The following is a 24,938-nucleotide window of genomic DNA, read 5'->3' on the forward strand; positions in this document are numbered from 1 at the left end:
CTTACGATAGTGCGCTTTTCGTCAACTCAGGCGAGTATTTTAACGGCCAACTTAGTGACGTTAAGCAGCCTCCAAGGTCACCATTGTCCTTATACCAGTTCTCGACAACAAGTGTCGATTCATCTGAATACATTAACCGCATTCGCTCTCTTATATTCGCCAGTGCAATGCCGTTGCCTTTTACCTTGTTATGAGTTGTCTTTGCGTTGTGATCAAGTCCTTCCTGTAAGCCTAGCCCAGTATCACGTACTAAAATCGAGCATTGATCGTTATTTGAGGTAATACTTACTGAGATGTTTCCACCGTTCATTTTAGGCTCTATTCCATGATGAACGGCATTCTCGACAATGGGCTGAATAAGAAAAGGCGCGCAAGATAGTCGCTTTAGATCCTCATCGCACTCAATTTCAAATGTTAGACGATCCCCCATTCTAACGCTCTGAATTGACAGGTATGCTCGCACTAGTTCAACTTCTTCAGAAATTGAGATGCTTTTATCATGCGACTTCATGATCGAAGCGCGAAGTAAGCCAGTCAAATCATCCAATACGCGTTTTGCCGCGTCTTTATCAAGCTCAATGAGCACTTTGATATTTGCCAGTGTATTAAAGAGAAAGTGAGGTTCAATCTGAGATTGCAACAACCTCAAGTTTGCCTCAACAATTTCCTTTTCCTGAGTGACCGCTTTCAGTTTTTGTTCTTGTAGTTCGCGATTCTTTCGAGTGAGTCGGTGAGAACTGAAGAAAACATAAGTGACCAAGGCACTAAACAATATTTTTAATAGCAGTTCAGACAAAGGGACGTCCAAAATTTTCGATACGTCACCGTAGATCTGATGGAACAAGTTTAAAAGCCCAACGGATACGCCGACCAAAAAGCCGAGCAATACGGATATTGAGGCCCCCGTATAAGGACTAATAAAGTACAAACTTAAACGTACGGCCGTTAAGCATGCTGCTCCAAACACCAACGAGACTTGAAAGGTCACCCAAAACTCACCACCTCCAGACCACCAAACTAGCATAGAAATAACACAACAGATCAAAAACGTTTGTATGGTATCTCTAATAATTTCATTACGATCTATGGTCGATAATATCCCTTTTCGGTTATGCATATGCGCCCTCCCTTGATTTCAACTGAGTTACGCCCAGCGCCGCGAACCAAACAATCATACCAATACCAAAAAGCGCCCCTAATTCGCCCAGTGAAGGCACAACCGTCATGATACCAATCACTCCGATCGCTAAACCAAGCAGGCATTGCGACGAGCCGATATGACACGCCTTTTTTAGAGAAATGCTGATACTCGCCACCCATATTCCACCAACTAGCTCATTTCCACCACCAATCGCCTCAACGATTACGCTGACAAACATCAGTAAGTTCAATTTAATCGAGTTATCAGAGTGAGGCATAGCAATGTATTCAAAACTCGCTATAACTAAGAGACCACATCCTAGCAAAAAACCACTCCAAATCGAGCCCATAATCAAAGCAATATTGTTCATTATCGAGGTGTTATCAACTTTGCATATGGCTATATTCAGACCAACCAATAACAGTGCGAATAAGACATAGGCAATACCATAAAACAACTGTAGCATACCCTTGTGCTCCGTTATCAGCGCCAGTTGATCGACAGATAGGGCTCTCAATTCAACCCCGATAGGCATAAGCAAGATAACGTACCAGAGTATACTAATCAGAAAAATTGCCCCCTGAATCAAGGATAGGTAACCAGACAGCTTTACTTTTATTGATTGACTAATAACAGTCTTCATCGTTTACCTCCTTAATCAATATGACGCCTAGATAATTCAGTTGCCAACCACAGCTATCAGTCGAACGCAAAATAAGGCTATATTTGGTATCACGTTGATAACCGATAGAAACCGCTCTGTATTCATCCTGTACTTCGAAGTAGATCGTTTCTTTTTCCCCTTCTTCGGTTAAGTCAGCTATGAGGTATCCATCCATTTCCCTGAGTTGGACATGCTCAATAGCAAGATCTTCGTCTGGATTAACGTGTCGATATTGTCCTAATGCGTTACGCCAGTTTCCTTTCAAAGGACTTAGTGACGGGGCTTTTTGAGCAAAGACAACTCCATTACGTTCTTTTAACAGAAGATGATCATCATAGTGTTTAATTTCAATACGAAGTTGATTCAGCTCTTCGCTTTCAAAAGGAAGAAAGCCAAGCTCTTTATATTGAACACCAAAAGAGTCATCGCTATATCGAATAACATCTAGCTCACCAAACTCAGATACGACCTTCATGCTCTTACTACTATCAGAACGTACTAAGGAAAATTCACCGACATGGGGCATAAAATAACGGCCTTCGAGCTGCTTTAATGTACTCTCATCAAATGGTACTATCTGACCAGAAACCTCTCTCTCTGTAGTTAACTTCTTAGTGACTACAGTTGGCTCTGTATGAGCCAAATACGGTTTACCCGTTTTTAGCTCATAGCCCAGCGCCAACGCTTCACTTCCTATTTCAACGACTGCATCACTTCCTTCGATCGAGTTCGTCAACACCACACTGGCAATACCAAGCTCAAAGTTAAGCATCAAACTAGAGTGAAAAAAGAACGTTGTGCCGCCATGCCAAGCGAAACTGGGCATGTCTGACAAAGTCGAAACAGGAGAGAACAACAACCAAGCTAAACCAATAGGTAAATCACTGTCTAAAAGAGATTGATCCGTTTGGACAGAAAACATCTCATTAAACGAAGACTCAGAAAGTAAACGCCGAGTTTCGCCGCGCTCGTCTTGATATATGCCACGATTCAATAAAACCTGAGCAAACCGAGCAAGGTCATGTCCACTCATTGCAATATCACCAGCGGCGATGTCTCGAATTTCAGGTAGCTCTTGCTCATCCAACGATTCATATCCATGAGCAAGTCGCACATCTTGTTTTCCAACAAACGACTGATGTAACTTTAGAGGCGAGAAAACATGTTTATCCAAATATCCGTCATAGCTTTCCCCTGAGACCCGCTCGATAACAAGGCCTAATAAAGTAAACCCTACGTTAGAGTAATTAAACACAACATCTGGAGCAAAACTCACAAACGTCTCGTTCAATATGGGGACTAAATCGTCTATGGCAGCATAGCGCGTAAAGCCTTTATCTACGCCTGATGGCAAACCAGACTGATGACTCAACACACGTCTTATCGTGATAAGCTCTTGCCCATACGATGTGTGAATATTGAACTCAGGTAGATAGCGCTTAAGTGGTGCGTCGATATCCACCTTTCCCTCATCAACAAGCTGTAATAAAGCAATGGCAGTAAATACTTTCGTGATAGATCCGACTCGATAAGGCGTATCAAGACCGGTCTCTAGATCTTCATCTAGATCAGCATACCCTTGGCTTGTAGAAAACAGCACCTCGTCTTGATCCACTAAAAGGGTTGTAATCGAGGCCAACTCATGTTGACGGCGTGTTTCGCTCATTTGCCATGTCAGACTCGCTTGTATATATGCCTCAGCCGCAGATTGATCGGCGGCAAAATCAGGTTTAGAAGGGGTCAACGAGCAACCTGACAAGACGCATAACGAAGTCACTATTACATTCCACAGTTTAGTAGCCCTTTTCATAGCAACCTCCCTTAGAACTCGTAGACTATGCCGATCACACCAGACCAAACCGTGTCGCGATCAACAATACTACTGTCACTTATCCCACTGCCCAAATATTCCATTGATACAGCGGTATAGCTATGCCAGCCTGAGTAGATTTTATAAACGTACTCCAAGCCAACATTTGCTCCAAAACTGCCATCACTCTCATAGGAACCTATTGAGCCAGTCACCTCAGATTGTGACACGCCGTAATAGTAATTCACTAAATCTTCTGACAGATAACTCACTCCAATGCTGGGGGTCAAGTAACCGCCAGCAAACGTAGTAGGCAAACCTAGATCAACGCCAATTTCATAGCCTTTGTGTGTATCACTAATGTCGCTAATTAAATAAGTCGTCAACTCCATCGAAGGTGACGTTTGAACCCAAGCAATGCCAAACTCACCCGCATCATCACGCTTGTTCAAATTCGACAGCTTTGTATTGCTGCTATCAAAGCTTGCATCGCGGGTGCTTAAACTAAAGAACAACGCACTTAGTGGCGTTAGCTCGTAGGTGTAGCCTAAGCCGTCTGGGGACAGACTAAAATCAGCGTAACTCAACTCAACCATAGGAAAGAGTTCCGCTTCGTTCCCTTCTCCTTTGACATGACTTTGTAACAACGCCAGACCTACTCCCACTGTTGCTTCAAAACCATTGTCGGCTTGTGCGACCGCGCTTATCGTAGTGCACAGTGCTCCTACCACTAAATAACGATTTAAAGATGCTTGCATCACTCTCTCCCATTTATAAACATGACGATGAGGGTGACTTTGACAGCTCTTCACAAGCCTCGCGAGTCCAATCGACTAACGGTATATTTGCGAGATAAATGGTGAATAGAACGAGTTTTTAGAAAGGAAAGTAGGAAGCCATTAGGTTAGTTAATACGCTCTACTGTCTAGTTAGCCATAATAAGTATAGTTTGAACGAATCAAGTCACTACAAACATATACCCAGAAACCTAAAAGTAAGGAAACGCTTACTTTTGATAGTTTATACGCTAGAATATTGTACGGATTTTAAAGGACAAACTCATGGATTTAGACAAGCTCTCGACTCTATGTAAGGCTAAGGGATATAAAATCGAGCCAATTTACGTAAACCGAATTGCCATCAAACGTACTTTTTCAAAAATAGAAGTAGAAAAGTCGTATGAAAACGGCCAACTTTCCGTCACCTCAAATAATCCCTCACTTACTCCCATCGGTATTGGTATTTCATTCTTAATAGCATGCCTTTTGCTAGTAGTCGTACAAACTATCGATTCGGACAACCCTCCAATTGTAGTACCTGTGATGATGCTAATTTTGGCTGCTTTCAACTTAGTTATGTACTTTAGAATGAAGGGGTTCGAAAATTATATTGAACGCTTAGTTGAGCAGTACAACCCTGTTTAGTTGACTATTGTCAGTATTCCCTCCCCTTGGTAAAAGTACGTAAAATCCATTTATCTACAAGTAGATAAATGGATTTTACGTACTTTTAGGGGGTGTTTGCTTGCAAGATTCTCGGTCTGGTTCAGTCCAGAAACAGAAAAAGCCCTGACCATTTCTGATCAGGGCTTTCTGTATTAGAAGCTTGACGACGACCTACTCTCACATGGGATCCCCCACACTACCATCGGCGATGGCGCTTTTCACTTCTGAGTTCGGGATGGGATCAGGTGGTTCAACGCCTCTGTGATCGTCAAGCAAACTGGGATGTGTTCGTTCTGGGTGATCGATTGTTTCTCTGATCTACTCCCAAAACACACAAGTTCGTTACTTGGCTTATCTTACTGATTCTGCTGGCTTTTTCAATCTAATTAATCGATCGAATTACTCAACGCAATCAGCGTGCTTTAACAATGCTTTTTGAAATAACTCTAATCAAACTTCAAACCCACTCTCTCATCAAGAGCGTCGTAAATTCATATGCACTTCGCAGTCTTTCTCAAAACCACTTTGGTGTTATATGGTCAAGCCTCACGAGCAATTAGTATTGGTTAGCTCAAGGCCTCACAACCCTTACACACCCAACCTATCAACGTCCTAGTCTCGAACGGCTCTTTAGGGAACTTAAAGTTCCAGTGAGATCTCATCTTGAGGGAGGCTTCCCGCTTAGATGCTTTCAGCGGTTATCCCGTCCGAACATAGCTACCCGGCAATGCCACTGGCGTGACAACCGGAACACCAGAGGTTCGTCCACTCCGGTCCTCTCGTACTAGGAGCAGCTCCTCTCAAATCTCAAACGTCCACGGCAGATAGGGACCGAACTGTCTCACGACGTTCTAAACCCAGCTCGCGTACCACTTTAAATGGCGAACAGCCATACCCTTGGGACCGGCTTCAGCCCCAGGATGTGATGAGCCGACATCGAGGTGCCAAACACCGCCGTCGATGTGAACTCTTGGGCGGTATCAGCCTGTTATCCCCGGAGTACCTTTTATCCGTTGAGCGATGGCCCTTCCATACAGAACCACCGGATCACTAAGACCTACTTTCGTACCTGCTCGACGTGTCTGTCTCGCAGTTAAGCGCGCTTTTGCCTTTACACTCTATGCATGATTTCCGACCATGCTGAGCGCACCTTCGTGCTCCTCCGTTACTCTTTGGGAGGAGACCGCCCCAGTCAAACTACCCACCACACAGTGTCCTCGATCCCGATAAGGGACCTGAGTTAGAACCTCAAACATACCAGGGTGGTATTTCAAGATTGGCTCCGCTTGAACTGGCGTCCAAGTTTCAAAGCCTCCCACCTATCCTACACAAGTAGGTTCAAAGTTCACTGTGAAGCTATAGTAAAGGTTCACGGGGTCTTTCCGTCTAGCCGCGGATACACAGCATCTTCACTGCGATTTCAATTTCACTGAGTCTCGGGTGGAGACAGTGTGGCCATCGTTACGCCATTCGTGCAGGTCGGAACTTACCCGACAAGGAATTTCGCTACCTTAGGACCGTTATAGTTACGGCCGCCGTTTACTTGGGCTTCGATCAAGAGCTTCGCTTACGCTAACCCCATCAATTAACCTTCAAGCACCGGGCAGGCGTCACACCCTATACGTCCACTTTCGTGTTTGCAGAGTGCTGTGTTTTTAATAAACAGTCGCAGCCACCTGGTATCTTCGACCGATCAAAGCTTAGAGAGCAAGTCTCATCACCCTAACCGGCGCACCTTCTCCCGAAGTTACGGTGCCATTTTGCCTAGTTCCTTCACCCGAGTTCTCTCAAGCGCCTTGGTATTCTCTACCTGACCACCTGTGTCGGTTTGGGGTACGGTCTATGTATATCTGAAGCTTAGAAGTTTTTCCTGGAAGCATGGCATCAACCACTTCACCCAAAAGAGGGTTCGTCATCAATTCTCAGCCTTAAGAGGGTCCGGATTTACCTAAACCCTCAGCCTACAACCTTAAACGCGGACAACCATCGCCGCGCTGGCCTAGCCTTCTCCGTCTCTCCATCGCAATATACATCGGTACAGGAATATTAACCTGTTTCCCATCGACTACGCTTTTCAGCCTCGCCTTAGGGGCCGACTCACCCTGCCCTGATTAACATGGGACAGGAACCCTTGGTCTTCCGGCGAGGGGGTTTTTCACCCCCTTTATCGTTACTCATGTCAACATTCGCACTTCTGATACCTCCAGCCTGCCTTACAGCTTGACCTTCAACGGCTTACAGAACGCTCCTCTACCATACTAGTAAACTAGTATCCGTAGCTTCGGTGTACAGTTTAGCCCCGTTATATCTTCCGCGCAGGCCGACTCGACTAGTGAGCTATTACGCTTTCTTTAAAGGGTGGCTGCTTCTAAGCCAACCTCCTAGCTGTCTAAGCCTTCCCACATCGTTTCCCACTTAACTGTAACTTTGGGACCTTAGCTGACGGTCTGGGTTGTTTCCCTTTCCACGACGGACGTTAGCACCCGCCGTGTGTCTCCCGCGCTCATACTCATTGGTATTCGGAGTTTGCATGGGGTTGGTAAGTCGGGATGACCCCCTAGCCCAAACAGTGCTCTACCCCCAACGGCAATACGCGAGGCGCTACCTAAATAGCTTTCGAGGAGAACCAGCTATCTCCGGGCTTGATTAGCCTTTCACTCCTATCCACAAGTCATCTCCAAACTTTTCAACGTGTGTGAGTTCGGTCCTCCAGTTGATGTTACTCAACCTTCAACCTGCTCATGGATAGATCGCCCGGTTTCGGGTCTATTCCCAGCAACTAAACGCCCTATTAAGACTCGGTTTCCCTACGGCTCCACTACATGCTTAACCTTGCTACTGAAAATAAGTCGTTGACCCATTATACAAAAGGTACGCAGTCACCGAACTAAGTCGGCTCCCACTGCTTGTACGTACACGGTTTCAGGATCTATTTCACTCCCCTCACTGGGGTTCTTTTCGCCTTTCCCTCACGGTACTGGTTCACTATCGGTCAGTCAGGAGTATTTAGCCTTGGAGGATGGTCCCCCCATATTCAAACAGGATATCACGTGTCCCGTCTTACTCGATTTCATTGATAAGGCATTTTCGTATACGGGGCTATCACCCACTATGGCGACCCTTTCCAGAGTCTTCTACTAACACCAAATCAACTTAAGGGCTAATCCCCTTTCGCTCGCCGCTACTAAGGGAATCTCAATTGATTTCTTTTCCTAAGGGTACTTAGATGTTTCAGTTCCCCTCGTTCGCCTCGTAACGCTATGTATTCACGTTACGATACCCGCAAGCGGGTGGGTTTCCCCATTCGGAAATCTTGGGATCAAAGTCTGTTTATCGACTCCCCCAAGCTTATCGCAGATTACCACGTCCTTCATCGCCTCTGACTGCCAAGGCATCCACCGTGCACGCTTGGTCACTTGACCATATAACCCAAAATGATCTCATTCAGTAATACTGAATCAGAAACATTGAACTACATACCAAAGAGCTTTTGTACCTCTTTGGATTTACGATTGTTAGATTGTTTACTCAAATCTCAGAAGGAATTAAGAGATCCGAATATCAATCCACCGGTTTGACGCTTGATTATCGTCTATTTCAAAAAGTCATATTGTTAAAGAGCAAGTTTAGTGCTTAAAAACACTAAGTCAGAGACTAAGAAGCCTCAGCTGATGATGTTAATTAAAACAACCAACTGGCTTAGCATCTTGCTTAGGGTTTTATATATATGTGTTGTATTCCGATCACCACTTAGAAGAAGTGGTGGAGCTATGCGGGATCGAACCGCAGACCTCCTGCGTGCAAAGCAGGCGCTCTCCCAGCTGAGCTATAGCCCCATATATCGCTGCAGAATTATAAAACGAAAATCTTATAATTCAATACCAAAAGGCTTAGAACAAGGCTTGAAGTTGTGAAGCATAGTTTTCTATGCGAGCTAACTTCATAACGACGCTATAAGGATTTTTTGGTGGGTCTAGGCCGATTTGAACGGCCGACCTCACCCTTATCAGGGGTGCGCTCTAACCAACTGAGCTATAGACCCAAAAATTTACAACACTCACTAACACAGATATCAGATAATTTGTGTGAACGCTCACCAGAGCTTCTTATCGTTTAAGGAGGTGATCCAGCCCCAGGTTCCCCTAGGGCTACCTTGTTACGACTTCACCCCAGTCATTGACCACTCCGTGGTAACCGCCATCCCTAAGGTTAAGCTAGCTACTTCTGGAGCAATCAACTCCCATGGTGTGACGGGCGGTGTGTACAAGGCCCGGGAACGTATTCACCGTGGCATTCTGATCCACGATTACTAGCGATTCCGACTTCATGGAGTCGAGTTGCAGACTCCAATCCGGACTACGACGCACTTTTTGGGATTTGCTTACTTTCGCAAGTTCGCCGCCCTCTGTATGCGCCATTGTAGCACGTGTGTAGCCCTACTCGTAAGGGCCATGATGACTTGACGTCGTCCCCACCTTCCTCCGGTTTGTCACCGGCAGTCTCCTTAGAGTTCTCAGCATCACCTGCTAGCAAATAAGGATAAGGGTTGCGCTCGTTACGGGACTTAACCCAACATTTCACAACACGAGCTGACGACAGCCATGCAGCACCTGTCTCAGAGTTCCCGAAGGCACCAAAGCATCTCTGCTAAGTTCTCTGGATGTCAAGAGTAGGTAAGGTTCTTCGCGTTGCTTCGAATTAAACCACATGCTCCACCGCTTGTGCGGGCCCCCGTCAATTCATTTGAGTTTTAACCTTGCGGCCGTACTCCCCAGGCGGTCTACTTATCGCGTTAGCTGCGCCACTAATCTAAAATCGACCAACGGCTAGTAGACATCGTTTACGGCGTGGACTACCAGGGTATCTAATCCTGTTTGCTCCCCACGCTTTCGCACCTCAGTGTCAGTATCAGTCCAGGATGTCGCCTTCGCCACTGATGTTCCTTCCTATATCTACGCATTTCACCGCTACACAGGAAATTCCACATCCCTCTACCGTACTCTAGCCTGCCAGTATCAGGTGCAATTCCAAGGTTGAGCCCTGGGCTTTCACATCTGACTTAACAAACCACCTACGCGCGCTTTACGCCCAGTAATTCCGATTAACGCTTGCACCCTCTGTATTACCGCGGCTGCTGGCACAGAGTTAGCCGGTGCTTCTTCTGAAGCTAACGTCAAAGTACTTGAGTATTAATCAAGCACCCTTCCTCACTTCTGAAAGTGCTTTACAACCCTAAGGCCTTCTTCACACACGCGGCATGGCTGGATCAGGGTTGCCCCCATTGTCCAATATTCCCCACTGCTGCCTCCCGTAGGAGTCTGGGCCGTGTCTCAGTCCCAGTGTGGCTGATCATCCTCTCAGACCAGCTAGAGATCGTCGCCTTGGTAGGCCTTTACCCCACCAACTAGCTAATCTCACGCAGGCTCATCTAATAGCGGAAGGTCCGAAGATCCCCTCCTTTCCCCAAAAGGGCGTATGCGGTATTAGCATGCGTTTCCACATGTTGTCCCCCTCTACTAGGCAGATTCCTACGCGTTACTCACCCGTCCGCCGCTCGACGCCTGATAGCAAGCTATCATCGTTTCCGCTCGACTTGCATGTGTTAAGCCTGCCGCCAGCGTTCAATCTGAGCCATGATCAAACTCTTCAGTTAAAAGAATTTGCTCTAACTCATGAATAACGTCTGACTTTAACTATTTGTCTTCCAACCTAAGTTGAAAGACCGTAAAGCGAATTGACGTGTTCACTCATCAAAGACTTTAATTTTTTAGAAGTCTCCAGCGAGCGCCCACACAAATTATCTGATTATCTATTTTAAAGAGCGTGCTGACTTGGCAATCCTAAGAAGTGTTCCTCTTAGTGTCTCACTCGTTGTTCTGAGTGGTTGTCCGTGTCAGCGAGGGCGTATATTAAGGATCTACAGATTTAGTGCAAGTCCTTTTTTCAGTTTTTTTAATTTTATTTAGATAGCGCTTGAAATAAGCTGCATTGAGACGCTGTAAGAGTATAGGTATCAGCGCTAGAGAACTGTACATAGCAACACTTACATCACTTTTAACCTGCCACCAAAGATGCAGAAGAACCAACACGCCAGCAAGATAAACAAGTTGATGTAGAGGCTTCCAATGTTTACGCAGTTTCTTTATTGCAAACTTAAAGCTCGTTAAAGCCAACACAAGGAGAATGACCGTAGCTACAAACCCCACATAGATGTAAGGCCGCTTTAATAGGTCCTCTTTAATCCAAAGCCAGCTAAAACCAGCATGCAGCATTAAATAAGCAAGAAGGTGCATTGAGCTATACCAAAATACTGTAAGACCAATAAAACGTCTAAAGCGGTTCATCCACTTCATTTTTGAGATCTTAGCTAAAGGCGTCATCAACAAAGTAAGTACCAAAAACACAACAGCCCAAATTCCCGTTAGCGTCATTACCGGCTCAGCTGGATCAGGGAAGTAACGTCCACTAAACAAAGAAACAAGCACCCAGCCCATTGGTAAACTAAAAAGTACAAATGCATACTTTTTATAGGGATGATCAAAAGCCCTTACTTTCATTAGTAGAACCTAGTTAAATTCATATTGCTGTATAACGAAGCGACTTCTTCTTTATAACCATTAAACATCTGCGTATCGATAACATTTGGAAAAAGTAAGCCTCCCGGTAATCGACGCTCTTGTTTCTGAGACCAGCGCGGATGATCCACCCCCGGATTCACATTGGCATAAAATCCATACTCATTTGGCGCTAACATACTCCATGTGGTTTGGGGCATCTGCTCAACGAAGCGAATAGTGACAATGGATTTAATACTTTTAAACCCGTACTTCCAAGGTACGACTAATCTTACGGGCGCTCCATTTTGATTTGGTAGAATACTTCCATACATACCTACCGCTAATAAAGACAAGGAGTTCATGGCCTCGTCAATTCGTAACCCTTCACGATACGGCCAGTCTAAAGAATTTCCATTTTGAGCTGGCATTTGTGAAGGATCATAAAGGGTTTCGAAATATACGTATTTGGCTTTTGAATTCGGCTTAAATTTCTTTAATAGCGCTCCTAGTGGAATCCCCACCCAAGGCACAACCATAGACCATGCCTCGACACACCTAAGGCGATAAATACGTTCTTCTAACTGGTTGTCTTTAATTAAGTCTTCAAGATCAAAAGCACCTGTGATATCCGCCTCACCTTCTATAGTTATTTTCCAAGGATAAGGTTTTAGCGACTCGGCATTCTTTTCCGGATCCCCTTTGCCATAACCAAACTCATAAAAGTTGTTATACGTTGTTGCGGTTTCGAAAGGCGCAGAGGTTTCAGTTTTACCAAAAGGCGTCTCAATGATAGAAGCAAACGAGGGTTTTAATGATTCAGGCGGAAGTAGAGGATTCCCGTTTTGAACACTGGCAATCGCATTCACAGGAAAAGAAAGCGCCGCTCCGCTCGCTAAGCCAGCCTGCATAAATTGACGACGATTAAGATAGACAGACTTTGGAGTGACCGTGCTTTCGTGACAGTCCGATGGTTTTGCAATTTTGATTTGCATGACGCGCCCCTGCAAGTAATAAACGAGTAGAGTGCGTCATGCTGAAGAAGTTCCAACCGACTACACTCTCTATTAGTTTAGTCGGCTTACTTCCAGAAATATTACCGAAGTGCTTTAAAAAATATCCCGCCTATTCCCCAAAGGCCATATAGACAGAAGACGCCCATAAGAACAATCGCAGGTTCAAGTGCTACTAAGATCAAAACAAGTACTGAAATTAGCAACACAACAAATGGCACACGCCCCTTAAGATTTAGGTCTTTAAAGCTACGGTATTTGACATTACTAACCATTAAAAGACCTGTGATCGGCACAAGCATCGCCATCCAACTAGCAATATCAGCCCCAGATAGGCCTTTTTCAGTCGCGGCCCAAATTACACCAGCAACAATCGCCGCGGCAGCCGGGCTAGGCAACCCCGTAAAGTAACGCTTCTCTTCCACGCCTAACATGGTATTGAAGCGCGCCAGACGAAGCGCAGCTCCGACAGCGTAAATAAATGCGGCAATCCAACCCACTTTCCCCAACGGAGCCAATGACCAAGTAAATGCAACTAACGCTGGGGCAATACCGAATGACACCATATCAGCAAGCGAGTCGTATTCTGCGCCAAATGCACTTTGTGTTCTAGTCAACCTAGCAACGCGCCCATCAAGCCCATCAAGTATCATTGAGATAAAAATGGCAATCGCGGCATTGCTAAATTCGCCATTCATAGCAGCAATAATCGAATAGAACCCCGAAAAAAGGGCTCCTGTTGTAAACAAGTTAGGCAGTAAATATACCCCTTTATGAGGTTGTTTAGTCACCTTCTCTTTTGCTTCACTTACACTTTCTGCATTCGACTCCTCGGGTTTAGAGTCGTTGGCGCTAGAACCTACAGCCGCAGCGCTCAATTTATCAGAGCTTACATTTTCAGTATTGACATTAGACATTTCAGGTTCTGTATTTTTAATATCTGTATCTTTCATTTGTGTGTCTTCAATCGACATAATGATAGTTCATTCCTATTTCGGTCAATTTCCAATCAAGCTAAAAGCAGTGCAATAACAGAGGCCTAAGCTTTGCTGCTTAGACAAACTCTTTATAACCACGAATCAAATTCAATAAACCGAGTTATACCAGCTTAGCGAACGATCGTTTTGCCGCTTCGATTGAGTATTGAATATCTTCTTCCGAATGAGCTGCGGACATAAAACCCGCTTCATAGGCAGACGGCGCAAGATAGACCCCTTCTTCCAACATATAATGGAAGAACTTTTTGAATTTTTCGACATCGCATTTTTGTACTTCTGCAAACGTCGTTACTCTATCAGCTTCTGTAAAAAATAAGCCAAACATGCTACCAACAACAACCGTAGAAACCGAAACACCAATCTCGTTTGCTGCCTGCTTAATGCCATCCATCAGCTTTTGCGCTTTCTGTTCAAGCGACGCATAAAAACCGGGTTCCGTAATTTGGTTCAACACTGTCAGCCCCGCGATCATAGCGACTGGATTTCCTGATAATGTGCCTGCCTGATATACCGGCCCTAAAGGAGAGATATGTTCCATGATCTCTTTCTTTCCGCCGAACGCCCCTACTGGCATACCGGCACCAATGACTTTTCCCATAGTAGTAAGATCAGGAGTAATGCCAAAACGCTCTTGCGCCCCACCTAATGCAACGCGAAAACCAGTCATCACTTCATCAAAGATCAATACGGCTCCTGACTCAGTGCACACTTCTCGTAGCGTTTCTAGAAAACCTTGAATTGGAGGAATGCAATTCATATTACCTGCTACAGGTTCTACGATTACACAAGCCACCTCACTACCAATTTCTTTGAAACAACGCTTTACGCCTTCAATATCGTTAAACTGTAACGTTACGGTATGCTGCGCAAGATCAGCGGGCACACCTGGCGAGTTTGGAACACCTAGCGTTAATGCACCAGAACCTGCTTTTACTAACAGCGAATCTGAATGGCCATGATAGCAGCCTTCAAACTTAACAATTTTGTCTCGTCCGGTATAACCACGGGCAAGACGAATTGCGCTCATAGTCGCCTCGGTTCCCGAGTTAACCATACGAACCATGTCCATAGACGGTACAATTTCACATACCTTTTCAGCCATGTCGATTTCAACTTCCGTGGGAGCACCAAAGCTCAACCCTGAATCAAGCTGATCGCGCACAGCGTTAATGACACTTGGATGAGAATGACCAAGAATCATTGGCCCCCATGAACCAACATAGTCTATGTAACGTTTCTTATCCTCATCAAAAATGTACGCGCCATCGCCTTTTTGAAAAAATACGGGGGTGCCGCCCACACCATTAAACGCTCTTACTGGAGAGTTTACGCCACCAGGAATGTGTTTTTGGGCACGTGCATATAAGGTTTCAGAACGACTCATCTGTTTCAAATCCATCAATAAAATTAAAAAGGTTTAACAACGACAAGAATACAAATCCCCACTAAAACTAACACGGGAAATTCGTTAAACCATCGAAAAAATACATGACTGCGTGTGTTCTTATCTTGTGCAAATTTCTTAAGTAATCGGCCACACGCGTGATGATAACCAAGTAACAGTAAAACCAGCGTCAACTTGGCATGAAACCAACCCGAAGACATATAGTATTCCGTTGCGTAACTCATCAACCATACACCTAATACAACGCTCGCAATTGCAGAGGGCGTCATAATACCGCGATAGAGTTTTCTTTCCATGATTTTAAAACGTTCGATACTTTCTCTATCCGTTGCACTCGCGTGATAGACAAATAGTCGAGGTAGGTAAAACAGTGCTGCAAACCAGCAGACAATAGCGACGATATGAAAGGCTTTAATCCACAACATTCCGAGATGTTTCCTTTAGAAAAAATTCATCTAACCTTTGTCGAGTAACCACACAGAGTTGATCCGACTTTTTTAGGTTTATTAGTAACTTGTTCGCAGACGTCTCTTTAAATATTGAAAGCAACTTTATAAGCGATTCCATTTCTTCAACTTCGATTATCGGCGAAATAAGCATCTCGTCTGTACACAAGCCAAGCTCGCCCCCTAATGGCTTTAACCATGGTTGTGGCCCGTACTCTAGCAACGACATTTTAGTAAGCAATTCAGATACGGAAATTTCATACCATTGTCCACCTTTGCATACGTAAACGTAGTCTATCATATTTGAAGCAAAATCTTTTATTTGCTCGAATTTTGCAACATTTGAAACCGATATTGCGGGATCAGCCACGGGCTCAATGGTGTGGGAACGAAGCTGACGTTCGATAGGGTTCAATACAGAAGAGAGCCCAAGATAATTTAAGCGTTCAACAAAAACAGAATCTTGCCTAAAAATCAGTTTCGTTATCAAGCACGAAAGCACGATAACAAACATCGCGGGGAAAATAACTTCCGATGTATGAGTCATTTCTAGCATAGCTAACAATGCCGCCAATGGCGCCTGAAAACACGCGGCCATCATTGAAGCCATTCCTAACAATACAAACAAAGCCGTTTCAATCGGGATGGGTAAACCTGTATCAAACCAAACCGAGACTTGAAGCCCCATCAACCCGCCAATTGAAAAAGTAGGCCCAATCATACCACCCGGAATACCTAAGCCAATCGAGGTGGCCGTGAGAAACATTTTTAGGAAAGCGATTAAAATAAGAGACGTCGCAATAACTTGTCCAGAAAAAACCAAGTTAATCGTGTCGTACCCGCCACCTAATACTTGTGGGAAAACACTTCCAACAATAGCGGTGATCAACGCCACACAGGAGAAACGAAGCCATATGGATAAACCAGCAAAACGCCATAACCACTTTTGTATCTGAAAAAATAAACTCGATAAAATAACGATCAAGCCAACAAGCACAAGACACACTATTGAAAGGGACAAATCAAAGTTTGGCACATCCATCGCCACAACATCAAACCACTCAAAGCGTCCTAATATCCACTGACTTAAAACAGTAGCTGTCACCGCAGACAAAAGAACAGGAAGCACTTGCGTCATACTGTAACGTATAAAAATAACTTCAAATGTAAACAATACTGCTGCTAAAGGCGTTTGAAACGCCGCCGCAATCGCTCCCGTCACACCACATGCCAGTAACACCTCAACATTTGCATGAGAAAGCCGAAACTTCTGCCCTAATTGGCTACCAAACGTCGCACCTATGTGTGCGGCGGGCCCTTCTTTACCGATAGAAAGACCACCTACCAAACCAATAAATGCACCGATAAACTGAGCAAGCGCATTCGCTAAGGGCAGATTCCCTTGATGGTAATTGAGTCGTTCTACGACATAAGGAATACCTACTTTTTGTACTTTAGACGGAAGCAAGCACCAGAACACCCCGATCAGAAGGCAGGCAGTACTGGGGATAACAAGACGCTCGATAACGGAAAGTGCTTCGTAATTTTCGGGATGACCAGGAATAATAAAGCTAGAAGCAAAATGAACCAATGACACAAGGCTAATCATCACCAGTCCACTGACAAGCCCGGACAAAATAGCGAGAACGGATAATAACAATAAACCTTGACTCTGATTTTGGCTCCCTCGCCATTTCAAGGTGAAATTAAAGTTTCTCAGGCCGCTCTCCTTTAAAGGTTATACGTCTATTAAACATTTTCTTGGCTTCTATTTAGGTCTAAGCGTATTTATTTTCGGTCAAGGCGAGTTGCTAAACACATATGAGTAAGCACTTTATTAATATTAGGCCAACTATCAATTTCAATACGGATTTCATTCAAGCGAGTCATGCTCGGTGATTCAACCAATAAAATCATATCAACATCACCACTAATAGAGTGTGCTAATTTTACTTCTGGAATTTGTTCTACGTAAGGCTGAATCAGGTCGCAAGACAAAGGCCGAAAGGTCAATGAAAAATAAGCCATTACCGCGTGTTCAGCATCATGATTTATCGATGCATGATACCCCGTAATAACGCCCTTATCTTCTAACCGCTTTATCCTTTCAGTTACAGCAGACCGAGACAAGTTTACACGCTTGCTGAGCTCGGTGACAGATTGTCGCGCCTCTTCTACTAAAAGCGCAATAAGCTTTTGATCGTATTTATCTAGTTGCATATATATTAAATGCTCACTTCATTTTTCAGTCAAACCCCAACAAGAACAGCAATCTGTAAAAGATTCCATGAAAATGACGGTACAAAACGACACTTTGTCAGTTCAATGACTCTAAAAAGTAATTATTCTTTGTTTACAACCAATTATCAGGATTAATTCAATGGAATACCAGAGATCTTTAGGGCCAATACAAGGTATTGCGATGACGGTGACGACCTTTGTGGGGGCCGGCCTTATGTTCTTGCCTGCACTTTCGGTCACAAAAGCGGGCGACTTTGCAATGTACGCCTGGATAGCAACCGTGATCCTTGCCCTTCCCATCGCCTTTGTATTTGCTTCGCTTGGCAGTCACTTTCCCTCTGCGGGCGGTGCGTCACATTATATCGGTCAACATTTCGGACCTGTCGCTGAGAAAAGTGTTGGCTGGATATTCCTAAGTATTTTATTGGTAGGGCCCGCTGTTGCAATCAAGATCGCCGCTGCATATCTTTTGGTCTCATTAGGGCTAAGCGAATCCTATTTGCTGCACTTCTCACTCCTAACGCTCTTATTACTGTGTTGCTATGGACTCCTCGGCGTTAGTAGTTCTTCAAAGATACAAATCATGATTGTCGCTGTTTTAACACTTTGTGTGGTTGCTCTCGCGCTAAAAGGGAACGTAAAGGGTAGCGTAGGCAATCTCACACTCCCTCAAACCACGTCAGAAATAGATACAACACTGTTGTCTATCGGAACCGTCTTTTGGTGTTTTTTAGGCATTGAAGTAATGGCTCATATGGGAGCAGAATTTAAAAAACCAAAACGAGACTTTCCCATTGCATTACTTGGAGGAATCACGATTGTCGTCCTGCTGTATCTAACGGTGGTGCTTCTTATTGCTCAATACGACACCTACGGAGATGACATAACCAACAGCCAATCACTGGCTCTCCTTGTTGGGGTCGTCTTTGGTGAGCAAAGCAAACGAGCATTCGCCTTTATTGCCTTCATCATTGTTTTTGTAAATGTAGGCGCTTATATTCTTGGCTTTTCGCGAATGATTCAAAGTATGGCTAAAAATGGCGCGCTTCCGGCTGTATTTTCAACTCTATCAGATAATGGCGCGCCTAGACGCGCCGTATTGCTGGTGAGCTTAGTCTGCCTTGTCTCTATTATTTTCACTCACTTCTCTGGGTGGTCAATCGACATCCTCGTAGAAATGACAAACGGCGCGTTCGTTCTGATTTATACACTGACCTGTATAACGGCAACTCGCCTGCTTACTGGCAATACGAAAATCGCCGCCTATTTAGGATGCTTATCGTGCATAGTCGTTATTTACCTGACGGGAGAGCAATTTTTATTCGCTATTGCAGCGCTCGTACTCGCATTTTCAATCGAGCTTTATAAAGAAAAGAAAAGCGCCGTTCCAAGCGCTGAAATTCATGTACAATAATATCATCAGTCCGAGTTTAACGAAGCAACGTATACCTCTTCTAAACCTCGTACCATAATGTTTAAAGAATGATAGGAAAAAATTATGCCTCTTTTAGATAGCTTTCGTGTAGACCACACTCGCATGCACGCTCCGGCCGTTCGAGTCGCCAAGTCTATGGCAACCCCAAAAGGCGACACGATTACCGTATTTGATCTTCGTTTTTGCGTACCAAACGAAGAGATTCTGTCCGAAAAAGGCATACATACTCTAGAGCACTTGTTTGCTGGTTTTATGCGTGATCACTTAAATAGTGATTCTGTAGAAATTATCGACATTTCGCCAATGGGCTGTCGTACTGGTTTTTACATGAGTCTAGTCGGTACGCCTACTGAAGAAACTGTTGCAGCGTCTTGGAAAGCAGCGATGGAAGACGTTTTAAAAGTAAAAAACAAAGGCGATATTCCAGAGTTAAACGAATACCAATGTGGTACTTATGAAATGCATTCATTGGGAGAAGCTCAAGAAATTGCTAAAAACATTCTAGACCGTGATGTACAGGTCAATAGCAACAAAGAGCTTTACTTGAGCGAAGAGTTCCTCAAAGAACACAGCTAATAGCAGTCGATATTACTATCACTAGTGGTAGCTGAAAGAGCCGCCAAACTTAACATTATAAGCTTAAGTTTGGCGGCTCTTTTTATTCACGTTTCAGTTCAACTACTTGTACTTAGTAGTCAAAATACGACAGCTGATCTTTCAAAACCATCTTGATCGTTTCACTTTCTGTATCAAACAACAAGACAGCCTCCCCACTTTGAAGCGAGTGCTTTGCTTGGGCTATTTTTTGCTCCGCAGACAACTCATAGTCACCGTAATCGGTACCGTCACGCGTCACAATATCTTTTAATACATTATTCAGCGTGTCCACTTCTAGAGACTCCCAAGGCACTATAGTATCCATAACTAAATTGCTCCCTGTTCTTTTAAGAAAGCGATAATCCCTTGTTCGTCTAGAACAGGGACATTAAGAGATTGAGCCTTAGCCAGCTTAGAACCCGCCTTTTCACCCGCCACTAAACAGTCCGTTTTGCCTGATACCGAACCACTGACTTTTGCTCCAAGCTGCTGTAGCTTTTCTTTGATTTCCTCTCTTGTGAACTCGTTTAACGTCCCGGTTACAACATATGTTTTTCCGAGAAGTGGTTGCTCACTTTCACCTGCAGCTTCTGCTGGCGCATCCCATTGTATGCCTAATTCAATTAGCTCATTTATAACGACGATATTCTGCTCTTGCTCAAAAAATCGCTGTACATGCTGAGCTACAATAGGACCAACATCAGACACTTGGATAAGGGACTCTTGATCTGCTTGAATCAAAGCATCCAAGGCTTTGTAATGCTTAGTCAATGCCTTCGCGGTCGCCTCACCCACTTCACGAATACCCAATGCGTAGATAAATCGATTGAACAAGGTGTTTTTTGACGCATCAATCGAGGTAAGCAATTTATCGACTGACTTGTCTCCCATCCTTTCAAGATCAAGAAGGCGCGCTTCTTTTTCATGCAATTTATAGATATCAGCTGGCGTTTGTACGAGCTTGTTGTCTACAAGCTGCTCAATCAGTTTATCCCCTAAACCGTCAATATCCATGGCTTTACGAGACACAAAATGCTTTAGACTTTCCTTTAATTGCGCATTGCAAACCAACCCACCAGCACAACGTATAACCGCCTCCCCTTCAACCTGCTCGGTATGAGAACCACAAACCGGACAAGAATCTGGATATTCCACCGAAACAGTACCTTCAGGACGTTTTTCCAATACCACTTGAACAACTTGGGGGATGACATCACCTGCACGACGGATAATAACCCAGTCATTAACCCGAACCCCAAGACGAGCGATTTCATCTTTGTTGTGTAACGTCGCATTTGAAACGGTAACACCACCGACAAAAACCGGCTCAAGTCGAGCAACGGGGGTGATCGCCCCTGTTCGCCCCACTTGAAAGTCAATACCTTTAATTTGGGTTATTTCTTCTTGAGCGGGAAATTTGCGTGCAATTGCCCATCGTGGCGCTCTTGCAATAAAACCAAGCTCCTGTTGCTTGGCAATACTATCTACTTTGTAAACAATACCATCGATGTCATAGGTTAACGCGGGGCGATCTTGGTTCAACTTTTCGTAATATGATAGGCACCCTTGAATACCTGTTACGCGCTCCATACGGTCATTGATCTTAAAGCCCCAATCACCAAGTTGAATCAGTCCATCATAATGACTCTGAGGCTGAGTCCAACCTTCACTAAATCCGATTGAATAAGCACATAGAACAAGCGGACGAGATGCGGTTATTTTAGGGTCTAGTTGACGTAAACTACCTGCAGCCGCATTTCGAGGGTTTACAAACAGCTTTTCATCTTTTTGCTTTGCAAGCGCATTGAGTACTTCGAACCCCTCTTTTGGCATGTAGATTTCACCACGAACTTCCACTACCGGTGGCGGCGTATCAGTACGTAATTTAAGAGGAACCGTATGAATAGTACGTATGTTAGAGGTTATGTCCTCGCCCGAAAGGCCATCACCGCGAGTAACACCTCGTACAAGTACACCGTCCTCGTATCGCAAACTAATCGCCAGCCCGTCAAGCTTCGGTTCACAGCAAAACTCGATATCGGCGGACTCATTTAAGAGCTTTTTAACACGCTCATTAAACTCCAACATGGAATCATCATCGAAAGCGTTGTCCAAAGACAACATAGCCACCGTATGTTCAACATTAGCAAAGCCTGTGTCTGGCTTTTCCCCGACACGTTGAGTTGGAGAATCTGGCTGAATCCATTGTGGATTTTTGAGTTCAATCAACTGCAACGCTTTGTATAACCGATCGTATTCCGAATCAGGTACTTTTGGATCGTCTTTTACATGATACGAATAACTATAGTCATTTAACTGAGAAACCAGTGTCTTCACGTATTCTAAACTTGGGGTTTGGGCATCGGTCATAATGTACTTTCTTTAATATCTTTATATTTCATATCTTTATATTTCATATCTTTATATTTCATATCTTTACAAATAGAGAAGGCCCCTAGGGGCCTTTGTCTAAATGTCTTTAGCAACATTAGTGCTACATAGTTACTGCATAAGAGCTACGTATTTTTTTGTCTGGTAAGTTTACGTCGTTCAAAATCGCGAATCCGCTGTCGACAATGAGCAATGGTTTGTTCACTCATCGGACTGCGGCGATCGTCTCTTAACTCTCCACCAAGATTCCGTACTAGAGTTTGCGAGGTTTCCAGCATAAAGTCGAAAGCCTTCATGCTGTTCTTCGGCCCCGGTAACCCCATGAAAAAGCTAACGCCAGGCGACGTTGTTTCGCCCATTGAATCTAGATCAAATGTGCCTGGCTCAATCGCATTTGCCATGCTGAATTGAACACGCCCACGATCGAAACCTTCTTCATGACGATGAAAGATATCCATCTCACCATAACGCATACCGCAGTTTATAACGAGTTGAAGCAACTCCATCCCAGCAAATGGATTGTCTTCAGGCGCGAAGACATTGATGACAATGACCTCTTCTATTTCGGCTTCATCATCATGCTCGTCATGTTCTTCAAGCTCCCCTTGAGGTGTGACTTGATCAACATCAACAGAAGAATAATTACGCTCATAGTCTTCTGGATCATTGACGTCATCGTCGTATCTATCCTCTGTAAGCTCAGACGTAGGGTCTAGCAACACGTCATCATAGTCTTCGTCAATTGACTGAGGAGCAGGCTCTGAATAATCTTGATCCGCTGATGTTGCTTCCGAGGCGTCAAAGCGCTCAGGTACTAAGGACTCTAATTCATCCAAACGAATATCGTCGTCTCGCTCTATTTGCGGACCAGCATCGACTTTATGAGGCATTTCCGTTAACGGGGCACTGCTGGTCTTGCGTGCATTTTCAAACGCATTCGCAATAGGGTCTGGCGCCTCCCTAGATGACGATACTGGACGAGCACCACCATTTGGCAGCTCACGTTTCATTACCGCTTCTTTTAAGGCCCGTTCAGGATCGACAAACTCATCGTCGTCTTCGTATTCGCTACTATTTAAAGCCAGTTGGTTTTTTCGATACCGACGGTATCCATCAACAAGTATCACGATAATAATCACGACACCTACTAAAATTAGCCACTCGCGCAAGCTAAAATCCATTACAAATTCCGAATTAAATCAATAAAATTGTGGGTATTATCAGACGAACGTCGTTCTGTTTCAATTATAAGACGACATTCACTTCAAAAATCTTTTGAGCATTGGTTGGAACGCCTAATAATTCGCCGACAATGCGTCCATTTGCAAGCTCTTGACCACCTTGTGTGGACATTCGAACCAATATATCAACCTTACTAAAATCCGCCAATGTTTTCCCCTCTATCATAAAGTCCATATTTGTTAAAAGGATCGTTCCTAACGCATCGGGTAACGCCACTTTTTGAACACAAATTGGATAAGGCACACTGTCTACTTTAGCGTACACCAGAAATTCTGCTCCTGACGCTATATTAGCATCATCAGGAATGGCTAAGGTTAAATAAATTACATTAGATATCGTCGCTAACGTAGCGCCAGCACTCTTATTTGATTGAAACTGAGCGACTGAGATTGGATCAGTCTCTATCATCGTCTGGGCTCGACGCATTGTTTGCAGTAAAGTCCAACGCTCCTGAGCGGATGGACTGAAACGAAAGGCATTTCCCCAGTTTAAGAATGCGCGATTAAACTCACCTTTGTTATAAGCAATAACACCAGCAAAGCCTAGAGCGGAAGAGTTTTCTGGATCAAGTACCAGAGTTCGCTCAACGAGGCTAACTAAATCCGGCGTGACCTTGTTATTCGAAAGCATAAAAAGTGCTTCGGCATTTCCGTTTAATATTCGAGTTTTGTCGTTCATTGCACTGTCGTTAGGCATACGTTCAAGTGCATTTTTGTAGGCCGAATTCGCCAAACGGTATTGACCATTAGCCAGGTAATGGTCGGCTAAATAGTACCAATCACTATAATGGTCATAACGCTTAGATCGATAGACTAAATACTCGGTACTCAGGTTTGAGTCGACCAACCCACTACGTAGCGCAGAAACAAATGACACATCTTCCTGATAGCCCAGTTTTTTATAAAGCACTGTACTTGAAAGGACGATAAATATTATCGAGCCACCAAATACGGCCATTCTCATCAGCCTTTTGCTTCGAGACAACCCTGACAGTTCATTACTCAATTGGTTTTCCGGTACATCCATACGCTCTGCTGCCATAGTTCGAGAAACAAACCAAACCAGTGTTAAAACAGAAGTAAGCAATAAACAAACAATAGAAAGGGTTAACGTCACACTTCCTCCTGTTGCTGTCTTTGTTTTCGTTGAGCTCGCAGCACCAGCACAAATACGATGACGCCAATTAATAAGAAGCCAAAAGGAGCAAACCATAGAAAGAAGGTATGTGGTTCAAAAACAGGCTCATACAAAACAAACTCTCCATAACGGGCAACCATATATTCTTTAACTTGGTTATCCGACTTCCCTAACGTAATCATCCGATATACTTCATCTCGTAAATCAGACGCTATCGCAGAATCTGAATCCGATAAACTTTGGTTTTGACACTTTGGACACCTCAACACTTGCGTCAGCTGTTCATAACGCGCTTGTTCTAGTGGCGACTCAAACTGATGAATTGATTCTGCCCAAGCGATATTCATTGACGAACTGCCTAGACAGACAAACCAAGTAATAAGAAAGGCTAACCGAACGACCATACGTTGCTCTCTTTT

General features: G+C 44.2%; 19 protein-coding genes, 2 tRNA genes and 3 rRNA genes. 3 read left to right on the plus strand and 21 right to left on the minus strand.

Annotated features, from left to right (window positions below; genetic code table 11):
• Position 1: 1 nt before the first annotated feature.
• Genes MARME_RS15985 through MARME_RS16000 form a run of 4 tightly spaced genes read right to left on the minus strand, consistent with a single transcriptional unit; the run spans position 2 to position 4,373 of the window.
• The gene (locus tag MARME_RS15985) at positions 2-1,117 is read right to left on the minus strand and encodes a sensor histidine kinase (RefSeq protein WP_013662299.1); all 1,116 of its coding nucleotides are present in this window, start codon (positions 1,115-1,117) and stop codon (positions 2-4) included.
• The gene (locus MARME_RS15990) at positions 1,110-1,784 is read right to left on the minus strand and encodes a hypothetical protein (protein WP_013662300.1); all 675 of its coding nucleotides are present in this window, start codon (positions 1,782-1,784) and stop codon (positions 1,110-1,112) included. The genes MARME_RS15985 and MARME_RS15990 overlap by 8 nt, the downstream gene beginning before the upstream one ends.
• Entirely contained in the window at positions 1,768-3,615 is a 1,848-nt protein-coding gene (locus tag MARME_RS15995; protein WP_013662301.1) for a serine hydrolase domain-containing protein, read from the minus strand. Before MARME_RS15995 ends, MARME_RS15990 begins: the two co-directional genes overlap by 17 nt.
• An 11-nt stretch (positions 3,616-3,626) precedes the next feature.
• Positions 3,627-4,373, minus strand: coding sequence for a MipA/OmpV family protein (locus tag MARME_RS16000; RefSeq protein WP_013662302.1), 747 nt, complete (start codon positions 4,371-4,373; stop codon positions 3,627-3,629).
• A gap of 303 nt (positions 4,374-4,676) precedes the next feature.
• Here MARME_RS16000 and MARME_RS16005 point away from each other — a divergent pair, with 303 nt between their 5' ends.
• Positions 4,677-5,039, plus strand: a complete 363-nt coding sequence (locus MARME_RS16005; protein WP_013662303.1) for a hypothetical protein — start codon at positions 4,677-4,679, stop codon at positions 5,037-5,039.
• 179 nt (positions 5,040-5,218) lie between these two features.
• Here MARME_RS16005 and rrf read toward each other — a convergent pair.
• From rrf to MARME_RS16065, 12 genes are all read right to left on the minus strand, one after another.
• A 5S ribosomal RNA gene (gene rrf / locus MARME_RS16010) occupies positions 5,219-5,333 on the minus strand.
• Positions 5,334-5,595: 262 nt separating this feature from the next.
• Positions 5,596-8,482, minus strand: a 23S ribosomal RNA gene (locus MARME_RS16015).
• A 338-nt stretch (positions 8,483-8,820) separates the two neighbouring features.
• Positions 8,821-8,896: transfer RNA gene (locus tag MARME_RS16020), tRNA-Ala, on the minus strand.
• A 129-nt stretch (positions 8,897-9,025) separates the two neighbouring features.
• Positions 9,026-9,102: transfer RNA gene (locus tag MARME_RS16025), tRNA-Ile, on the minus strand.
• 72 nt (positions 9,103-9,174) lie between these two features.
• Positions 9,175-10,713: ribosomal RNA gene (locus MARME_RS16030) — 16S ribosomal RNA — on the minus strand.
• The 16S, 23S and 5S rRNA genes sit together here with 2 tRNA genes alongside, the layout of an rRNA operon.
• 256 nt (positions 10,714-10,969) lie before the next feature.
• A complete protein-coding gene (locus MARME_RS16035) occupies positions 10,970-11,617 on the minus strand; it encodes a protein-methionine-sulfoxide reductase heme-binding subunit MsrQ (protein WP_013662304.1) in 648 nt (215 codons plus the stop codon).
• Positions 11,617-12,609 (minus strand): protein-methionine-sulfoxide reductase catalytic subunit MsrP, encoded by a 993-nt coding sequence (msrP, locus tag MARME_RS16040; protein WP_013662305.1) that lies wholly within the window; start codon positions 12,607-12,609, stop codon positions 11,617-11,619. The genes MARME_RS16035 and msrP overlap by 1 nt, the downstream gene beginning before the upstream one ends.
• Before the next feature lie 101 nt (positions 12,610-12,710).
• Positions 12,711-13,601: a CDP-diacylglycerol--serine O-phosphatidyltransferase gene (gene pssA / locus MARME_RS16045; RefSeq protein WP_013662306.1), complete on the minus strand. Its 891-nt coding sequence runs from the start codon at positions 13,599-13,601 to the stop codon at positions 12,711-12,713.
• Between the two features lie 124 nt (positions 13,602-13,725).
• Positions 13,726-15,009 carry a glutamate-1-semialdehyde 2,1-aminomutase gene (hemL, locus tag MARME_RS16050; protein WP_013662307.1) on the minus strand — a complete coding sequence of 428 codons (1,284 nt, stop codon included), beginning with the start codon at positions 15,007-15,009 and terminating at the stop codon, positions 13,726-13,728.
• A 23-nt stretch (positions 15,010-15,032) separates the two neighbouring features.
• Positions 15,033-15,455: a protoporphyrinogen oxidase HemJ gene (hemJ, locus tag MARME_RS16055; protein ID WP_013662308.1), complete on the minus strand. Its 423-nt coding sequence runs from the start codon at positions 15,453-15,455 to the stop codon at positions 15,033-15,035.
• Positions 15,442-17,136, minus strand: a complete 1,695-nt coding sequence (locus MARME_RS16060) for a chloride channel protein (RefSeq protein ID WP_148231044.1) — start codon at positions 17,134-17,136, stop codon at positions 15,442-15,444. Before MARME_RS16060 ends, hemJ begins: the two co-directional genes overlap by 14 nt.
• Positions 17,137-17,264: 128 nt before the next feature.
• Positions 17,265-17,696, minus strand: a complete 432-nt coding sequence (locus MARME_RS16065; RefSeq protein WP_013662310.1) for an Lrp/AsnC family transcriptional regulator — start codon at positions 17,694-17,696, stop codon at positions 17,265-17,267.
• 160 nt (positions 17,697-17,856) lie between these two features.
• Here MARME_RS16065 and yjeH point away from each other — a divergent pair, with 160 nt between their 5' ends.
• Both yjeH and luxS read left to right on the plus strand, forming a co-directional pair.
• Entirely contained in the window at positions 17,857-19,131 is a 1,275-nt protein-coding gene (yjeH, locus tag MARME_RS16070; protein WP_013662311.1) for an L-methionine/branched-chain amino acid transporter, read from the plus strand.
• Between the two features lie 84 nt (positions 19,132-19,215).
• Entirely contained in the window at positions 19,216-19,728 is a 513-nt protein-coding gene (gene luxS / locus MARME_RS16075) for an S-ribosylhomocysteine lyase (protein ID WP_013662312.1), read from the plus strand.
• A gap of 112 nt (positions 19,729-19,840) precedes the next feature.
• Here the strand turns inward: luxS and MARME_RS16080 are convergent, their stop codons facing one another.
• The 5 genes from MARME_RS16080 to MARME_RS16100 all read right to left on the minus strand — a co-directional run bounded on the left by MARME_RS16080 (position 19,841) and on the right by MARME_RS16100 (position 24,923).
• The gene (locus MARME_RS16080; RefSeq protein ID WP_013662313.1) at positions 19,841-20,074 is read right to left on the minus strand and encodes a YheU family protein; all 234 of its coding nucleotides are present in this window, start codon (positions 20,072-20,074) and stop codon (positions 19,841-19,843) included.
• Between the two features lie 2 nt (positions 20,075-20,076).
• The gene (ligA, locus tag MARME_RS16085; RefSeq protein WP_013662314.1) at positions 20,077-22,119 is read right to left on the minus strand and encodes an NAD-dependent DNA ligase LigA; all 2,043 of its coding nucleotides are present in this window, start codon (positions 22,117-22,119) and stop codon (positions 20,077-20,079) included.
• A gap of 146 nt (positions 22,120-22,265) precedes the next feature.
• On the minus strand, positions 22,266-23,321 hold the full coding sequence (gene zipA / locus MARME_RS16090; protein WP_013662315.1) for a cell division protein ZipA: 1,056 nt from the start codon (positions 23,319-23,321) through the stop codon (positions 22,266-22,268).
• A 64-nt stretch (positions 23,322-23,385) separates the two neighbouring features.
• Positions 23,386-24,498, minus strand: coding sequence for a tetratricopeptide repeat protein (locus tag MARME_RS16095; RefSeq protein ID WP_013662316.1), 1,113 nt, complete (start codon positions 24,496-24,498; stop codon positions 23,386-23,388).
• The gene (locus MARME_RS16100) at positions 24,495-24,923 is read right to left on the minus strand and encodes a cytochrome c-type biogenesis protein (RefSeq protein ID WP_013662317.1); all 429 of its coding nucleotides are present in this window, start codon (positions 24,921-24,923) and stop codon (positions 24,495-24,497) included. The genes MARME_RS16095 and MARME_RS16100 overlap by 4 nt, the downstream gene beginning before the upstream one ends.
• Positions 24,924-24,938: the final 15 nt, after the last annotated feature.

Origin of the sequence: Marinomonas mediterranea MMB-1 (assembly GCF_000192865.1) — a bacterium.
In the GTDB taxonomy this organism is placed as follows: Bacteria; Pseudomonadota; Gammaproteobacteria; order Pseudomonadales; family Marinomonadaceae; genus Marinomonas; species Marinomonas mediterranea.

Bases quoted from the DNA above. Each gene is read 5' to 3' on its own strand.
- MARME_RS15985 (WP_013662299.1), bottom strand. From the start codon at position 1,117: ATGCATAACCGAAAAGGGATATTATCGACCATAGATCGTAATGAAATT.
- MARME_RS15990 (WP_013662300.1), bottom strand. From the start codon at position 1,784: ATGAAGACTGTTATTAGTCAATCAATAAAAGTAAAGCTGTCTGGTTAC.
- MARME_RS15995 (WP_013662301.1), bottom strand. From the start codon at position 3,615: ATGAAAAGGGCTACTAAACTGTGGAATGTAATAGTGACTTCGTTATGC.
- MARME_RS16000 (WP_013662302.1), bottom strand. From the start codon at position 4,373: ATGCAAGCATCTTTAAATCGTTATTTAGTGGTAGGAGCACTGTGCACT.
- MARME_RS16005 (WP_013662303.1), top strand. From the start codon at position 4,677: ATGGATTTAGACAAGCTCTCGACTCTATGTAAGGCTAAGGGATATAAA.
- MARME_RS16035 (WP_013662304.1), bottom strand. From the start codon at position 11,617: ATGAAAGTAAGGGCTTTTGATCATCCCTATAAAAAGTATGCATTTGTA.
- msrP (WP_013662305.1), bottom strand. From the start codon at position 12,609: ATGCAAATCAAAATTGCAAAACCATCGGACTGTCACGAAAGCACGGTC.
- pssA (WP_013662306.1), bottom strand. From the start codon at position 13,601: ATGTCGATTGAAGACACACAAATGAAAGATACAGATATTAAAAATACA.
- hemL (WP_013662307.1), bottom strand. From the start codon at position 15,009: ATGAGTCGTTCTGAAACCTTATATGCACGTGCCCAAAAACACATTCCT.
- hemJ (WP_013662308.1), bottom strand. From the start codon at position 15,455: ATGTTGTGGATTAAAGCCTTTCATATCGTCGCTATTGTCTGCTGGTTT.
- MARME_RS16065 (WP_013662310.1), bottom strand. From the start codon at position 17,696: ATGCAACTAGATAAATACGATCAAAAGCTTATTGCGCTTTTAGTAGAA.
- yjeH (WP_013662311.1), top strand. From the start codon at position 17,857: ATGGAATACCAGAGATCTTTAGGGCCAATACAAGGTATTGCGATGACG.
- luxS (WP_013662312.1), top strand. From the start codon at position 19,216: ATGCCTCTTTTAGATAGCTTTCGTGTAGACCACACTCGCATGCACGCT.
- MARME_RS16080 (WP_013662313.1), bottom strand. From the start codon at position 20,074: ATGGATACTATAGTGCCTTGGGAGTCTCTAGAAGTGGACACGCTGAAT.
- ligA (WP_013662314.1), bottom strand. From the start codon at position 22,119: ATGACCGATGCCCAAACCCCAAGTTTAGAATACGTGAAGACACTGGTT.
- zipA (WP_013662315.1), bottom strand. From the start codon at position 23,321: ATGGATTTTAGCTTGCGCGAGTGGCTAATTTTAGTAGGTGTCGTGATT.
- MARME_RS16100 (WP_013662317.1), bottom strand. From the start codon at position 24,923: ATGGTCGTTCGGTTAGCCTTTCTTATTACTTGGTTTGTCTGTCTAGGC.